The organism is Photobacterium sp. TLY01, from assembly GCF_021432065.1.
Classification (GTDB): Bacteria; Pseudomonadota; Gammaproteobacteria; order Enterobacterales; family Vibrionaceae; genus Photobacterium; species Photobacterium halotolerans_A.
The window spans coordinates 3,286,549-3,301,802 of sequence record NZ_CP090364.1 but is presented as its reverse complement, the minus strand read 5'-3'; the positions used below and the strand labels follow the sequence as shown (position 1 = coordinate 3,301,802).

Genomic DNA, 15,254 nt, shown 5'->3' with positions numbered 1-15,254 from the left:
ATCACGCATCCTCTGAAGGATCTGGCTGGCTCAGGACTGTGTCCGTCTGTTCTTTGCGGAAGGCATCAATGGCTGCCATCACGTCGGCATTTTGTGTGCCAATGATTTGTGCGGCCAGCAAACCGGCATTGGCCGCACCTGCTTCACCAATGGCCAGTGTGCCGACGGCCACACCTTTTGGCATCTGAACAATCGACAGCAGCGAGTCCAACCCTTTCAGGGCACGAGACTGAACCGGAACACCCAGCACTGGCAGGCTGGTAAACGCCGCGGTCATGCCCGGCAGATGAGCGGCCCCGCCAGCGCCTGCGATAATCACCGAAATACCGCGCTGATGTGCGGTTTCGGCGTATTCGGCCAGCAGGTGCGGAGTCCGGTGCGCGGAAACCACCCGGGTTTCGTAGGCAATATTGAAGCGATCCAGCATCTCAGCTGCATGTTGCATGGTTGGCCAGTCAGATTTTGAGCCCATGATAATACCGACTTTCATCCCGAACTCCTTAGGGTTATGTTAATCAGGCAAGAGGGTTTGACGCGCATTATACGGAGATTTTTCCCCAAGGAAAACGTTTGCGTCGCGGTCTGAGGCGTAATTGATGCAGTTCGCTGAGATTGCGTTAAAATAGCGCCCCAGAGAATGAACAGCTGCTGCCAGTGGGTCTGGTGCGGTATCAATGCATTGAGGACAATGTGGATAATCTAAGTCAAGTGGTCACCGCGTTAGCGCAAGGTGAAGTGATTGCCTATCCGACCGAGGCCGTTTTTGGGGTCGGTTGCGATCCCGATAACGCAGAAGCCGTTGCTAAATTGCTGATGCTGAAGCAACGACCTGTTGAGAAGGGCCTGATTCTAATTGCGGCCGACTATAGCCAGCTCGCCCCCTATATAGATGACAGTCAGTTATCGGACGAGCAGAAAGCCCGCATATTCGCGACCTGGCCAGGGCCCGTCACCTGGGTGATGCCAACCAAACCTGGCGTGCCTGCTTTTCTGACCGGGCAGTTTTCGACCATTGCCGTCCGGGTGACGGATCATCCGCTGGTTCAGCAACTTTGTCGTGCTTTCGGTAAACCGCTGACCTCAACCAGTGCGAATCTGACCGGGGAGCCGCCTTGCCGGAATGTGCAGGAAGTGGAGGCACAGTTGGGTGCACATCTGAAAACGATTCTGCGCGGTGAGACCGGTGGCCGTGACAATCCGTCCGAAATTCGCGATGCTGCCACAGGACAAATTTTCCGACAGGGATAAAGAACGCATGCAAGACGTCAATAAACACGCCGTGAAGGCATTTTTACTGGAACTGCAAGAGACCATCTGCCAGGCACTGGAAGCACAGGATGGCCAGGCTCGCTTTGTTGAAGATAGCTGGGAAAGAGAGGAAGGCGGCGGTGGTCGTAGCCGGGTCTTGCGTGATGGCGCGGTGTTTGAGCAAGGTGGTGTGAACTTCTCGCATGTTTATGGCGCACAGATGCCAGCTTCGGCCACAGCCCATCGCCCTGAACTGGCAGGGCGCCGTTTTGAAGCGATGGGTGTGTCACTGGTGATCCATCCTAAGAATCCGTTTATCCCGACGTCTCATGCCAATGTCCGTTTCTTTATTGCCGAAAAAGACGGTGAAGCGCCGGTTTGGTGGTTTGGCGGCGGCTTTGATTTGACGCCCTTCTATCCTTTTGAGGAAGATTGCCGTCACTGGCATCAGGTCGCAAAAGATCTCTGTGCGCCATTTGGTGAAGAGGTTTATGCCGAACATAAAGCCTGGTGTGATCGATACTTCTTCCTGCCCCACCGTCAGGAAACCCGTGGTGTGGGCGGTCTGTTTTTTGATGACCTGAATCAGTGGGGCTTTGAGAAAAGCTTTGCGTATATGCAGGCGGTGGGTCTGGGATTTCTGGATGCCTATCTGCCGATTGTTGAAAAACGGGCCACAACACCATTTGGTGAGCGTGAACGTGAGTTTCAGTTGTATCGTCGCGGCCGTTATGTTGAATTTAATCTGGTTTACGATCGCGGCACTTTGTTTGGCCTGCAAAGTGGCGGGCGGACGGAATCGATTCTGATGTCCATGCCACCGTTGGCGCGCTGGGAGTATTGCTACCAGCCGGAAGCCGATTCTCAGGAAGCCCGTTTGTCTCAATACCTCACCCCGCGTGACTGGTAATTACCGCTAGATAAGGAAAGTTTGCAGCCATGAGTCAGGATAAGGACCAGTATGTCGTTTTCGGCAACCCGATCGCCCAGAGTAAGTCTCCGTTTATTCACACGCTGTTTGCGCGCCAGACAGCGCAGCGCATGAACTACGAAGCGCAGCTGGTGCCGCTGGAGGCATTCCGGGCTGCAGCCGATCAGTTCTTTGCGCAGGGGGGGCGTGGCTGCAATATTACTGTGCCATTTAAAGAGCAGGCTTTTGCCTATGCGGACCAGTTGACCGAACGGGCGCAATTGGCGGGTGCGGTGAACACGCTCAAGAAACTCGACGATGGCGGAATTCTGGGCGATAACACGGATGGTGAGGGGCTGGTGCAGGATCTGTTGCGCCATCATGTGGTGCTCAAAGAGAAACGGATTCTGTTGGTGGGTGCCGGGGGCGCTGCCCGCGGTGTGATTTTACCGCTGCTGGCTCAGCAACCGGCAAGCCTGACGATTACAAACCGTACCTTACCGAAAGCGGTTGAGCTGGCCGATCTGTTTGCCTCTTATGGTGAGGTATCGGCTTTGGCAATGGACAATCTGTCTCCCTCACAGCCTTATGATCTCATTATCAATTCAACCTCTGCCAGCCTCAGTCAGTCATTGCCGGGTATACCGGAGACATTGATTCACCCGGATGTGGTGTGCTACGACATGGTTTATGGCCAGGAGCAGACGACTTTCAATCAGTGGGCTGCAGCATTAGGCGCTCGTCAGGTGATTGACGGCTTGGGGATGCTGGTGGGTCAGGCGGCGGAAAGTTTTTTGTTATGGCGAGGGATACGTCCGGGAACCGAACAGGTCCTGCGTGAACTACGCCGTTCTCTTCAGGCAAAATAAGAGTCATCATGAATCAGGATATATTGTTTGCTGATCTGCAAACCTGGGACAGCGAGCGCAAGGCTGTTTGTTTTCCTGCGCAGCAAGCCGGTGCGTTGATCCGGTGCTGGGTTAGTCTTGCGTGGCTGGAAAATCAGGCGGGTTCACCCTTGGCGGATGAGGCGGCCATACTGACCGCCTTCGCCGAATACCGCTTTGATCTGGAAGAGATGGCTGAATCTCTGATCGAAGAAGAGGCATTTAATGCCACGGGAGAGATTGAAGTCGGCTGACCTTAGTCTGTTTCGGCCAGATACTCATCTTTGAGCCGGACATAGTTGTCAGCGGACTGGGGTAGAAAAGCCAGCTCTGCATCTGTGAGGGGTCTGGCTTGCTTCGCCGGACTGCCCACATACAAATAACCACTGCTTAAAATCTTCCCGGGCGGTACCAGCGTCCCTGCCCCAATGATCACATCATCTTCAATGACCGCAGCATCCAGAATAATGGCCCCCATGCCCACCAGAACCCGATTCCCGACCTTGCAGCCATGAAGCATCGCTTTGTGGCCAATTGTCACATCATCACCAATAATAAGAGGATGGCCATCAGGATTGCTGTCGCTTGTTCGGGTGACGTGTAAAACAGTGCCGTCCTGGATGTTGGTCCGCTCACCGATTCGGATGTGGTTCACATCCCCACGCGCTGCAACGAGTGGCCAAATGCTGCTGTGATCGGCCAAATGAATATCCCCTACCAGCACTGCTGATGAGTCGACATAAACTTTTTCACCGAGTGTTGGACGAATGCCTTGATAAGGCCGAAGTGTGTTTTGCATCGGGGAGTACCTCTTGGTTAGGGGATGGATAACGTTACTTTCAAGTTCTGCGGTGTTTATACCATCGAAAAATTGTGATGTTGTGTGAATATTGTCCGCTTGATTGGAAATGACGAATTTATTTCAATTTGGCTATTGCCAACGTGATCGAACTCTCTATAATGCCGCCTCACCGACACGGAGGAACAGCAGAAAGCAGTTCAGTCCGGAAAGGTAAGCGGCAAGAAGTTAAGTTGAAAAAGTGTTTGACACTGACTTTTGATTCGATAGAATGGCCGCCCGTTTCGAGAGATGAATCACAAAGATTTTCTTCGGAACAAGCTCTTTAACAATTTGACCATGCAATCTGTGTGGGCACTCGGAAATGATACAGTCATCAAAGATTTTATCAGTGAGCTGAGTGACCAAATCGATACTTAGGTATCGGCACAGTCAATTCGTTTCAACTTCGGTTGGAACATCAGTAATCACTGAGCTGCTTCTCTTTAGAGAGGCAACAAAACTTTAATTGAAGAGTTTGATCATGGCTCAGATTGAACGCTGGCGGCAGGCCTAACACATGCAAGTCGAGCGGCAGCGACATCAACAATCCTTCGGGTGCGTTGATGGGCGGCGAGCGGCGGACGGGTGAGTAATGCCTGGGAACATGCCTTAGTGTGGGGGATAACCATTGGAAACGATGGCTAATACCGCATAATGTCTTCGGACCAAAGCGGGGGACCTTCGGGCCTCGCGCGCTAAGATTGGCCCAGGTGGGATTAGCTAGTAGGTGGGGTAATGGCTCACCTAGGCGACGATCCCTAGCTGGTCTGAGAGGATGATCAGCCACACTGGAACTGAGACACGGTCCAGACTCCTACGGGAGGCAGCAGTGGGGAATATTGCACAATGGGGGAAACCCTGATGCAGCCATGCCGCGTGTGTGAAGAAGGCCTTCGGGTTGTAAAGCACTTTCAGCAGTGAGGAAGAGGTGGTGTTTAATAGATGCCATCTTTGACGTTAGCTGCAGAAGAAGCACCGGCTAACTCCGTGCCAGCAGCCGCGGTAATACGGAGGGTGCGAGCGTTAATCGGAATTACTGGGCGTAAAGCGCATGCAGGCGGCGTGTTAAGCCAGATGTGAAAGCCCGGGGCTCAACCTCGGAATCGCATTTGGAACTGGCATGCTAGAGTCTTGTAGAGGGGGGTAGAATTTCAGGTGTAGCGGTGAAATGCGTAGAGATCTGAAGGAATACCGGTGGCGAAGGCGGCCCCCTGGACAAAGACTGACGCTCAGATGCGAAAGCGTGGGGAGCAAACAGGATTAGATACCCTGGTAGTCCACGCCGTAAACGATGTCTACTTGGAGGTTGGTGTCTTGAACACTGGCTTTCGGAGCTAACGCGTTAAGTAGACCGCCTGGGGAGTACGGTCGCAAGATTAAAACTCAAATGAATTGACGGGGGCCCGCACAAGCGGTGGAGCATGTGGTTTAATTCGATGCAACGCGAAGAACCTTACCTACTCTTGACATCCAGAGAACTTTCCAGAGATGGATTGGTGCCTTCGGGAACTCTGAGACAGGTGCTGCATGGCTGTCGTCAGCTCGTGTTGTGAAATGTTGGGTTAAGTCCCGCAACGAGCGCAACCCTTATCCTTGTTTGCCAGCACTTCGGGTGGGAACTCCAGGGAGACTGCCGGTGATAAACCGGAGGAAGGTGGGGACGACGTCAAGTCATCATGGCCCTTACGAGTAGGGCTACACACGTGCTACAATGGCGTATACAGAGGGCTGCAAGCTAGCGATAGTAAGCGAATCCCACAAAGTACGTCGTAGTCCGGATTGGAGTCTGCAACTCGACTCCATGAAGTCGGAATCGCTAGTAATCGTGGATCAGAATGCCACGGTGAATACGTTCCCGGGCCTTGTACACACCGCCCGTCACACCATGGGAGTGGGCTGCACCAGAAGTAGATAGCTTAACCTTCGGGAGGGCGTTTACCACGGTGTGGTTCATGACTGGGGTGAAGTCGTAACAAGGTAGCCCTAGGGGAACCTGGGGCTGGATCACCTCCTTACCTAAAGACTGTGTCGTTGATGCAGTGTCCACACAGATTGCCTGGTCGAAATAGTTAAAAAGCAGAAAGCCTTAATGAATGGCTTTGGCTATTGATTAAAGCTGTTTGCTTTAATGCTCTTTAACAATCTGGAAAGCTGACTAGTAAATTCAATCTTAAAGATTGAATCAAAAACTGTTTCAAGAGAAACAGAGTTCTCAAGCAATACACATTCAAGTGTCTTGTGTAAGAGTCCGGCGAATAAACCAATTGTCTCTTTGTCAGAGACACAACCTTGGTTGTTTGAACATACGAAACCTCTTGGGGTTGTATGGTTAAGTGACTAAGCGTACACGGTGGATGCCTGGGCAGTCAGAGGCGATGAAGGACGTACTAACTTGCGATAAGCGGTGATGAGGCAGTAAGAGCCACTTGAGTCACCGATTTCCGAATGGGGAAACCCAGCTGCATAAGCAGTTATCATCAGGTGAATACATAGCCTGATGAGGCGAACCGGGGGAACTGAAACATCTAAGTACCCCGAGGAAGAGAAATCAACCGAGATTCCGGCAGTAGCGGCGAGCGAAACCGGATTAGCCCTTAAGCGTGTTTAGTGTCAGGTGAAGGTCCCTGGAAAGGGCCGCGATACAGGGTGACAGCCCCGTAACCGACGATGCTTTACACGTGAAAACGAGTAGGACGGGACACGTGTTATCCTGTCTGAACATGGGGGGACCATCCTCCAAGGCTAAATACTCCTGACTGACCGATAGTGAACCAGTACCGTGAGGGAAAGGCGAAAAGAACCCCTGTGAGGGGAGTGAAACAGAACCTGAAACCGTGTACGTACAAGCAGTAGGAGCAGGCTTGTCCTGTGACTGCGTACCTTTTGTATAATGGGTCAGCGACTTAATTTCAGTAGCAAGGTTAACCGTATAGGGGAGCCGTAGGGAAACCGAGTCTTAACTGGGCGTGCAGTTGCTGGGATTAGACCCGAAACCAGGTGATCTAGCCATGGGCAGGTTGAAGGTGAGGTAACACTTACTGGAGGACCGAACCGACTAATGTTGAAAAATTAGCGGATGACTTGTGGCTAGGGGTGAAAGGCCAATCAAACCTGGAGATAGCTGGTTCTCCCCGAAAGCTATTTAGGTAGCGCCTCGGACGAATACTACTGGGGGTAGAGCACTGTTAAGGCTAGGGGGTCATCCCGACTTACCAACCCTTTGCAAACTCCGAATACCAGTAAGTACTATCCGGGAGACACACGGCGGGTGCTAACGTCCGTCGTGGAGAGGGAAACAACCCAGACCGCCAGCTAAGGTCCCAAAGTATCACTAAGTGGGAAACGATGTGGGAAGGCTCAGACAGCCAGGATGTTGGCTTAGAAGCAGCCATCATTTAAAGAAAGCGTAATAGCTCACTGGTCGAGTCGGCCTGCGCGGAAGATTTAACGGGGCTAAGTGATACACCGAAGCTGCGGCAATGCAATTTATTGTATTGGGTAGGGGAGCGTTCTGTAAGCGGTTGAAGGTGTGCTGTAAGGCATGCTGGACGTATCAGAAGTGCGAATGCTGACATGAGTAACGACAAAGGGGGTGAAAAACCCCCTCGCCGGAAGACCAAGGGTTCCTGTCCAACGTTAATCGGGGCAGGGTAAGTCGACCCCTAAGGCGAGGCCGAAAGGCGTAGTCGATGGGAAACGGGTTAATATTCCCGTACTGCTTATTATTGCGATGGGGGGACGGAGAAGGCTAGGTGGGCCAGGCGACGGTTGTCCTGGTTTAAGGGTGTAGGCTGCAGAATTAGGCAAATCCGGTTCTGCATTAAGGCTGAGACCCGATGTCGAGTCACTACGGTGATGAAGTCATTGATGCCATGCTTCCGGGAAAAGCCTCTAAGCTTCAGATAATAAGCAATCGTACCCCAAACCGACACAGGTGGTCGGGTAGAGAATACCAAGGCGCTTGAGAGAACTCGGGTGAAGGAACTAGGCAAAATGGTACCGTAACTTCGGGAGAAGGTACGCTCTTGGCGGTGAAGTCCCTCGCGGATGGAGCTACTGAGAGTCGCAGATACCAGGTGGCTGCAACTGTTTATTAAAAACACAGCACTGTGCAAAATCGAAAGATGACGTATACGGTGTGACGCCTGCCCGGTGCCGGAAGGTTAATTGATGGGGTTATCTTCGGAGAAGCTCTTGATCGAAGCCCCGGTAAACGGCGGCCGTAACTATAACGGTCCTAAGGTAGCGAAATTCCTTGTCGGGTAAGTTCCGACCTGCACGAATGGCGTAATGATGGCCACGCTGTCTCCACCCGAGACTCAGTGAAATTGAAATCGCAGTGAAGATGCTGCGTACCCGCGGCTAGACGGAAAGACCCCGTGAACCTTTACTACAGCTTGGCACTGAACATTGACCCTACATGTGTAGGATAGGTGGGAGGCTTCGAAGCAGGTACGCCAGTATCTGTGGAGCCGTCCTTGAAATACCACCCTTGTCGTGTTGATGTTCTAACGTCGCCCCGTTATCCGGGGTGCGGACAGTGCCTGGTGGGTAGTTTGACTGGGGCGGTCTCCTCCCAAAGCGTAACGGAGGAGCACGAAGGTGGGCTAATCACGGTCGGACATCGTGAGGTTAGTGCAATGGCATAAGCCCGCTTAACTGCGAGAATGACGGTTCGAGCAGGTGCGAAAGCAGGTCATAGTGATCCGGTGGTTCTGAATGGAAGGGCCATCGCTCAACGGATAAAAGGTACTCCGGGGATAACAGGCTGATACCGCCCAAGAGTTCATATCGACGGCGGTGTTTGGCACCTCGATGTCGGCTCATCACATCCTGGGGCTGAAGTCGGTCCCAAGGGTATGGCTGTTCGCCATTTAAAGTGGTACGCGAGCTGGGTTTAGAACGTCGTGAGACAGTTCGGTCCCTATCTGCCGTGGGCGCTGGATGATTGAAGGGAGTTGCTCCTAGTACGAGAGGACCGGAGTGAACGAACCGCTGGTGTTCGGGTTGTGTCGCCAGACGCATTGCCCGGTAGCTAAGTTCGGCATCGATAACCGCTGAAAGCATCTAAGCGGGAAGCGAGCCCTGAGATGAGTCATCCCTGAGGCTTTAAGCCTCCTGAAGGGCTGTTCGAGACTAGAACGTTGATAGGCAGGGTGTGTAAGCGTTGTGAGGCGCTCAGCTAACCTGTACTAATTGCCCGTGAGGCTTAACCATACAACACCCAAGGGGTTTTAGCGGACTCCATAAGCACTTGAATGATGTGCTGAGAACTTAAGTCAGATTTTCCAAGATTGTTGAATAAATTTTGCTTGGCGACCATAGCGTTGCGGACCCACCTGATCCCATGTCGAACTCAGACGTGAAACGCAGCAGCGCCGATGGTAGTGTGGGGTCTCCCCATGTGAGAGTAGGACATCGCCAGGCTCCTTATTCAGAAAAGCCCGTCCGGCGACGGGCTTTTTCTTCGCTCCCGACCTGCGGGTAGGAGCGGAGTCAAGACAGAGTTTTTTGCTTTTGACCGGGTATAAACCGGGATGAAAAAAGATGAAAATTTTGTCTTGACTTGAAATGAGGGAAGCGTATTATACGCGTCCTGACTTGCTGAAGCGAAATGCGTTAAAGCCTTGAAAGTCAACGTTCTTTAACAATTTGACCATGCAATCTGTGTGGGCACTCGACAATGATACAGTCATCAAAGATTTTATCAGTGAACTGAGTGACCAAATCGATACTTAGGTATCGGCACAGTCAATTCGTTTCAACTTCGGTTGGAACATCAGTAATCACTGAGCCGCTTCTCTTTAGAGAGGCAACAAAACTTTAATTGAAGAGTTTGATCATGGCTCAGATTGAACGCTGGCGGCAGGCCTAACACATGCAAGTCGAGCGGCAGCGACATCAACAATCCTTCGGGTGCGTTGATGGGCGGCGAGCGGCGGACGGGTGAGTAATGCCTGGGAACATGCCTTAGTGTGGGGGATAACCATTGGAAACGATGGCTAATACCGCATAATCTCTACGGAGCAAAGCGGGGGACCTTCGGGCCTCGCGCGCTAAGATTGGCCCAGGTGGGATTAGCTAGTAGGTGGGGTAACGGCTCACCTAGGCGACGATCCCTAGCTGGTCTGAGAGGATGATCAGCCACACTGGAACTGAGACACGGTCCAGACTCCTACGGGAGGCAGCAGTGGGGAATATTGCACAATGGGGGAAACCCTGATGCAGCCATGCCGCGTGTGTGAAGAAGGCCTTCGGGTTGTAAAGCACTTTCAGCAGTGAGGAAGGGGTGAGTATGAATAGTGCTCATCTTTGACGTTAGCTGCAGAAGAAGCACCGGCTAACTCCGTGCCAGCAGCCGCGGTAATACGGAGGGTGCGAGCGTTAATCGGAATTACTGGGCGTAAAGCGCATGCAGGCGGCGTGTTAAGCCAGATGTGAAAGCCCGGGGCTCAACCTCGGAATCGCATTTGGAACTGGCATGCTAGAGTCTTGTAGAGGGGGGTAGAATTTCAGGTGTAGCGGTGAAATGCGTAGAGATCTGAAGGAATACCGGTGGCGAAGGCGGCCCCCTGGACAAAGACTGACGCTCAGATGCGAAAGCGTGGGGAGCAAACAGGATTAGATACCCTGGTAGTCCACGCCGTAAACGATGTCTACTTGGAGGTTGGTGTCTTGAACACTGGCTTTCGGAGCTAACGCGTTAAGTAGACCGCCTGGGGAGTACGGTCGCAAGATTAAAACTCAAATGAATTGACGGGGGCCCGCACAAGCGGTGGAGCATGTGGTTTAATTCGATGCAACGCGAAGAACCTTACCTACTCTTGACATCCAGAGAACTTTCCAGAGATGGATTGGTGCCTTCGGGAACTCTGAGACAGGTGCTGCATGGCTGTCGTCAGCTCGTGTTGTGAAATGTTGGGTTAAGTCCCGCAACGAGCGCAACCCTTATCCTTGTTTGCCAGCACTTCGGGTGGGAACTCCAGGGAGACTGCCGGTGATAAACCGGAGGAAGGTGGGGACGACGTCAAGTCATCATGGCCCTTACGAGTAGGGCTACACACGTGCTACAATGGCGTATACAGAGGGCGGCGAGCTAGCGATAGTGAGCGAATCCCACAAAGTACGTCGTAGTCCGGATTGGAGTCTGCAACTCGACTCCATGAAGTCGGAATCGCTAGTAATCGTGGATCAGAATGCCACGGTGAATACGTTCCCGGGCCTTGTACACACCGCCCGTCACACCATGGGAGTGGGCTGCACCAGAAGTAGATAGCTTAACCTTCGGGAGGGCGTTTACCACGGTGTGGTTCATGACTGGGGTGAAGTCGTAACAAGGTAGCCCTAGGGGAACCTGGGGCTGGATCACCTCCTTACCTAAAGACTGTGTCGTTGACGCAGTGTCCACACAGATTGCTTGGTCGAAATAGTTAAGAGCGCAAGAGAAGGGTCTGTAGCTCAGGTGGTTAGAGCGCACCCCTGATAAGGGTGAGGTCGGTGGTTCAAGTCCACTCAGACCCACCACTGTCTTCCCAAATACAGTGGTTCAACACTCTTGCAATACTCGATGGGGCTATAGCTCAGCTGGGAGAGCGCCTGCCTTGCACGCAGGAGGTCAGCAGTTCGATCCTGCTTAGCTCCACCACTCTTTAAGGGTTTTCCCCGAGAATCTTTAGAAAGTGGTTATCTGTCGATAATTCACAATGCTCTTTAACAATCTGGAAAGCTGACTAGTAAATTCAATCTTAAAGATTGAATCAAAAACTGTTTCAAGAGAAACAGAGTTCTCAAGCAATACACATTCAAGTGTCTTGTGTAAGAGTCCGGCGAATAAACCAATTGTCTCTTTGTCAGAGACACAACCTTGGTTGTTTGAACATACGAAACCTCTTGGGGTTGTATGGTTAAGTGACTAAGCGTACACGGTGGATGCCTGGGCAGTCAGAGGCGATGAAGGACGTACTAACTTGCGATAAGCGGTGATGAGGCAGTAAGAGCCACTTGAGTCACCGATTTCCGAATGGGGAAACCCAGCTGCATAAGCAGTTATCATCAGGTGAATACATAGCCTGATGAGGCGAACCGGGGGAACTGAAACATCTAAGTACCCCGAGGAAGAGAAATCAACCGAGATTCCGGCAGTAGCGGCGAGCGAAACCGGATTAGCCCTTAAGCGTGTTTAGTGTCAGGTGAAGGTCCCTGGAAAGGGCCGCGATACAGGGTGACAGCCCCGTAACCGACGATGCTTTACACGTGAAAACGAGTAGGACGGGACACGTGTTATCCTGTCTGAACATGGGGGGACCATCCTCCAAGGCTAAATACTCCTGACTGACCGATAGTGAACCAGTACCGTGAGGGAAAGGCGAAAAGAACCCCTGTGAGGGGAGTGAAACAGAACCTGAAACCGTGTACGTACAAGCAGTAGGAGCAGGCTTGTCCTGTGACTGCGTACCTTTTGTATAATGGGTCAGCGACTTAATTTCAGTAGCAAGGTTAACCGTATAGGGGAGCCGTAGGGAAACCGAGTCTTAACTGGGCGTGCAGTTGCTGGGATTAGACCCGAAACCAGGTGATCTAGCCATGGGCAGGTTGAAGGTGAGGTAACACTTACTGGAGGACCGAACCGACTAATGTTGAAAAATTAGCGGATGACTTGTGGCTAGGGGTGAAAGGCCAATCAAACCTGGAGATAGCTGGTTCTCCCCGAAAGCTATTTAGGTAGCGCCTCGGACGAATACTACTGGGGGTAGAGCACTGTTAAGGCTAGGGGGTCATCCCGACTTACCAACCCTTTGCAAACTCCGAATACCAGTAAGTACTATCCGGGAGACACACGGCGGGTGCTAACGTCCGTCGTGGAGAGGGAAACAACCCAGACCGCCAGCTAAGGTCCCAAAGTATCACTAAGTGGGAAACGATGTGGGAAGGCTCAGACAGCCAGGATGTTGGCTTAGAAGCAGCCATCATTTAAAGAAAGCGTAATAGCTCACTGGTCGAGTCGGCCTGCGCGGAAGATTTAACGGGGCTAAGTGATACACCGAAGCTGCGGCAATGCAATTTATTGTATTGGGTAGGGGAGCGTTCTGTAAGCGGTTGAAGGTGTGCTGTAAGGCATGCTGGACGTATCAGAAGTGCGAATGCTGACATGAGTAACGACAAAGGGGGTGAAAAACCCCCTCGCCGGAAGACCAAGGGTTCCTGTCCAACGTTAATCGGGGCAGGGTAAGTCGACCCCTAAGGCGAGGCCGAAAGGCGTAGTCGATGGGAAACGGGTTAATATTCCCGTACTGCTTATTATTGCGATGGGGGGACGGAGAAGGCTAGGTGGGCCAGGCGACGGTTGTCCTGGTTTAAGGGTGTAGGCTGCAGAATTAGGCAAATCCGGTTCTGCATTAAGGCTGAGACCCGATGTCGAGTCACTACGGTGATGAAGTCATTGATGCCATGCTTCCGGGAAAAGCCTCTAAGCTTCAGATAATAAGCAATCGTACCCCAAACCGACACAGGTGGTCGGGTAGAGAATACCAAGGCGCTTGAGAGAACTCGGGTGAAGGAACTAGGCAAAATGGTACCGTAACTTCGGGAGAAGGTACGCTCTTGGCGGTGAAGTCCCTCGCGGATGGAGCTGCTGAGAGTCGCAGATACCAGGTGGCTGCAACTGTTTATTAAAAACACAGCACTGTGCAAAATCGAAAGATGACGTATACGGTGTGACGCCTGCCCGGTGCCGGAAGGTTAATTGATGGGGTTATCTTCGGAGAAGCTCTTGATCGAAGCCCCGGTAAACGGCGGCCGTAACTATAACGGTCCTAAGGTAGCGAAATTCCTTGTCGGGTAAGTTCCGACCTGCACGAATGGCGTAATGATGGCCACGCTGTCTCCACCCGAGACTCAGTGAAATTGAAATCGCAGTGAAGATGCTGCGTACCCGCGGCTAGACGGAAAGACCCCGTGAACCTTTACTACAGCTTGGCACTGAACATTGACCCTACATGTGTAGGATAGGTGGGAGGCTTCGAAGCAGGTACGCCAGTATCTGTGGAGCCGTCCTTGAAATACCACCCTTGTCGTGTTGATGTTCTAACGTCGCCCCGTTATCCGGGGTGCGGACAGTGCCTGGTGGGTAGTTTGACTGGGGCGGTCTCCTCCCAAAGCGTAACGGAGGAGCACGAAGGTGGGCTAATCACGGTCGGACATCGTGAGGTTAGTGCAATGGCATAAGCCCGCTTAACTGCGAGAATGACGGTTCGAGCAGGTGCGAAAGCAGGTCATAGTGATCCGGTGGTTCTGAATGGAAGGGCCATCGCTCAACGGATAAAAGGTACTCCGGGGATAACAGGCTGATACCGCCCAAGAGTTCATATCGACGGCGGTGTTTGGCACCTCGATGTCGGCTCATCACATCCTGGGGCTGAAGTCGGTCCCAAGGGTATGGCTGTTCGCCATTTAAAGTGGTACGCGAGCTGGGTTTAGAACGTCGTGAGACAGTTCGGTCCCTATCTGCCGTGGGCGCTGGATGATTGAAGGGAGTTGCTCCTAGTACGAGAGGACCGGAGTGAACGAACCGCTGGTGTTCGGGTTGTGTCGCCAGACGCATTGCCCGGTAGCTAAGTTCGGCATCGATAACCGCTGAAAGCATCTAAGCGGGAAGCGAGCCCTGAGATGAGTCATCCCTGAGGCTTTAAGCCTCCTGAAGGGCTGTTCGAGACTAGAACGTTGATAGGCAGGGTGTGTAAGCGTTGTGAGGCGCTCAGCTAACCTGTACTAATTGCCCGTGAGGCTTAACCATACAACACCCAAGGGGTTTTAGCGGACTCCATAAGCACTTGAATGATGTGCTGAGAACTTAAGTCAGATTTTCCAAGATTGTTGAATAAATTTTGCTTGGCGACCATAGCGTTGCGGACCCACCTGATCCCATGTCGAACTCAGACGTGAAACGCAGCAGCGCCGATGGTAGTGTGGGGTCTCCCCATGTGAGAGTAGGACATCGCCAGGCTTCCTTTTAAAAAAGGCCACCCTAATCGGGTGGCCTTTTTGCTTTTTCAGGATTCTGGATCTGCTGAGTGAGTCGATTGGTTGGTGAAAGTGATGCGCAACATCTGAAGATCGCGCGTATTGCAAGTTGTTGATGTTTTAGTAGTCGATCGACAAAGTAATCAGTCATTTTCAGGCGGAAGGGCTGGTAATTCTCGTTCAGCTGTATACAATACTTACCAATTCTAGGGGATTAGTTCAGTCCGGTAGAACGTCGGTCTCCAAAACCGAATGTCGGCGGTTCGAATCCGTCATCCCCTGCCAAATACAAAAGCCTCGTCTTCGGACGGGGCTTTGTTGTTTCTGAAGGTCAGCTCATGCGCTGTGA

6 protein-coding genes, 3 tRNA genes and 6 rRNA genes are annotated in these 15,254 nt (G+C 52.3%); 13 read left to right on the top strand and 2 right to left on the bottom strand.

Annotation, left to right across the window (positions count from 1 at the left end; translation table 11 throughout):
• Nucleotide 1: 1 nt before the first annotated feature.
• A complete protein-coding gene (gene purE / locus LN341_RS15330; protein ID WP_046222124.1) occupies nt 2–490 on the bottom strand; it encodes a 5-(carboxyamino)imidazole ribonucleotide mutase in 489 nt (162 codons plus the stop codon).
• Between the two features lie 200 nt (nt 491–690).
• Between purE and tsaC the strand changes: the two genes are divergently transcribed.
• Genes tsaC through LN341_RS15310 form a run of 4 tightly spaced genes read left to right on the top strand, consistent with a single transcriptional unit; the run spans nt 691 to nt 3,299 of the window.
• Complete coding sequence (gene tsaC, locus LN341_RS15325; protein WP_046222134.1) at nt 691–1,248, top strand: L-threonylcarbamoyladenylate synthase type 1 TsaC; 558 nt, start codon at nt 691–693, stop codon at nt 1,246–1,248.
• Nucleotides 1,249–1,255: 7 nt separating this feature from the next.
• Nucleotides 1,256–2,158: an oxygen-dependent coproporphyrinogen oxidase gene (gene hemF, locus LN341_RS15320; RefSeq protein WP_046222125.1), complete on the top strand. Its 903-nt coding sequence runs from the start codon at nt 1,256–1,258 to the stop codon at nt 2,156–2,158.
• A 29-nt stretch (nt 2,159–2,187) separates the two neighbouring features.
• Nucleotides 2,188–3,027: a shikimate dehydrogenase gene (gene aroE / locus LN341_RS15315; protein WP_234203744.1), complete on the top strand. Its 840-nt coding sequence runs from the start codon at nt 2,188–2,190 to the stop codon at nt 3,025–3,027.
• 8 nt (nt 3,028–3,035) lie between these two features.
• The gene (locus LN341_RS15310; protein ID WP_046222127.1) at nt 3,036–3,299 is read left to right on the top strand and encodes a DUF1488 domain-containing protein; all 264 of its coding nucleotides are present in this window, start codon (nt 3,036–3,038) and stop codon (nt 3,297–3,299) included.
• Nucleotides 3,300–3,301: 2 nt separating this feature from the next.
• Here the strand turns inward: LN341_RS15310 and LN341_RS15305 are convergent, their stop codons facing one another.
• Nucleotides 3,302–3,844, bottom strand: coding sequence for a gamma carbonic anhydrase family protein (locus LN341_RS15305; RefSeq protein ID WP_046222128.1), 543 nt, complete (start codon nt 3,842–3,844; stop codon nt 3,302–3,304).
• A 505-nt stretch (nt 3,845–4,349) separates the two neighbouring features.
• On the opposite strand from LN341_RS15305, the gene LN341_RS15300 reads away from it, so the two are divergent.
• The 9 genes from LN341_RS15300 to LN341_RS15260 all read left to right on the top strand — a co-directional run bounded on the left by LN341_RS15300 (nt 4,350) and on the right by LN341_RS15260 (nt 15,190).
• Nucleotides 4,350–5,901, top strand: a 16S ribosomal RNA gene (locus LN341_RS15300).
• 312 nt (nt 5,902–6,213) lie between these two features.
• Nucleotides 6,214–9,103, top strand: a 23S ribosomal RNA gene (locus LN341_RS15295).
• Between the two features lie 94 nt (nt 9,104–9,197).
• Nucleotides 9,198–9,313: ribosomal RNA gene (gene rrf / locus LN341_RS15290) — 5S ribosomal RNA — on the top strand.
• Between the two features lie 397 nt (nt 9,314–9,710).
• A 16S ribosomal RNA gene (locus LN341_RS15285) occupies nt 9,711–11,262 on the top strand.
• Nucleotides 11,263–11,333: 71 nt separating this feature from the next.
• Nucleotides 11,334–11,410, top strand: a tRNA-Ile gene (locus tag LN341_RS15280).
• A 45-nt stretch (nt 11,411–11,455) separates the two neighbouring features.
• Nucleotides 11,456–11,531, top strand: a tRNA-Ala gene (locus LN341_RS15275).
• 257 nt (nt 11,532–11,788) lie between these two features.
• Nucleotides 11,789–14,678: ribosomal RNA gene (locus LN341_RS15270) — 23S ribosomal RNA — on the top strand.
• A 94-nt stretch (nt 14,679–14,772) separates the two neighbouring features.
• A 5S ribosomal RNA gene (gene rrf, locus LN341_RS15265) occupies nt 14,773–14,888 on the top strand.
• The 16S, 23S and 5S rRNA genes sit together here with 3 tRNA genes alongside, the layout of an rRNA operon.
• Before the next feature lie 225 nt (nt 14,889–15,113).
• Nucleotides 15,114–15,190 (top strand) — tRNA-Trp (locus tag LN341_RS15260).
• Nucleotides 15,191–15,254: the final 64 nt, after the last annotated feature.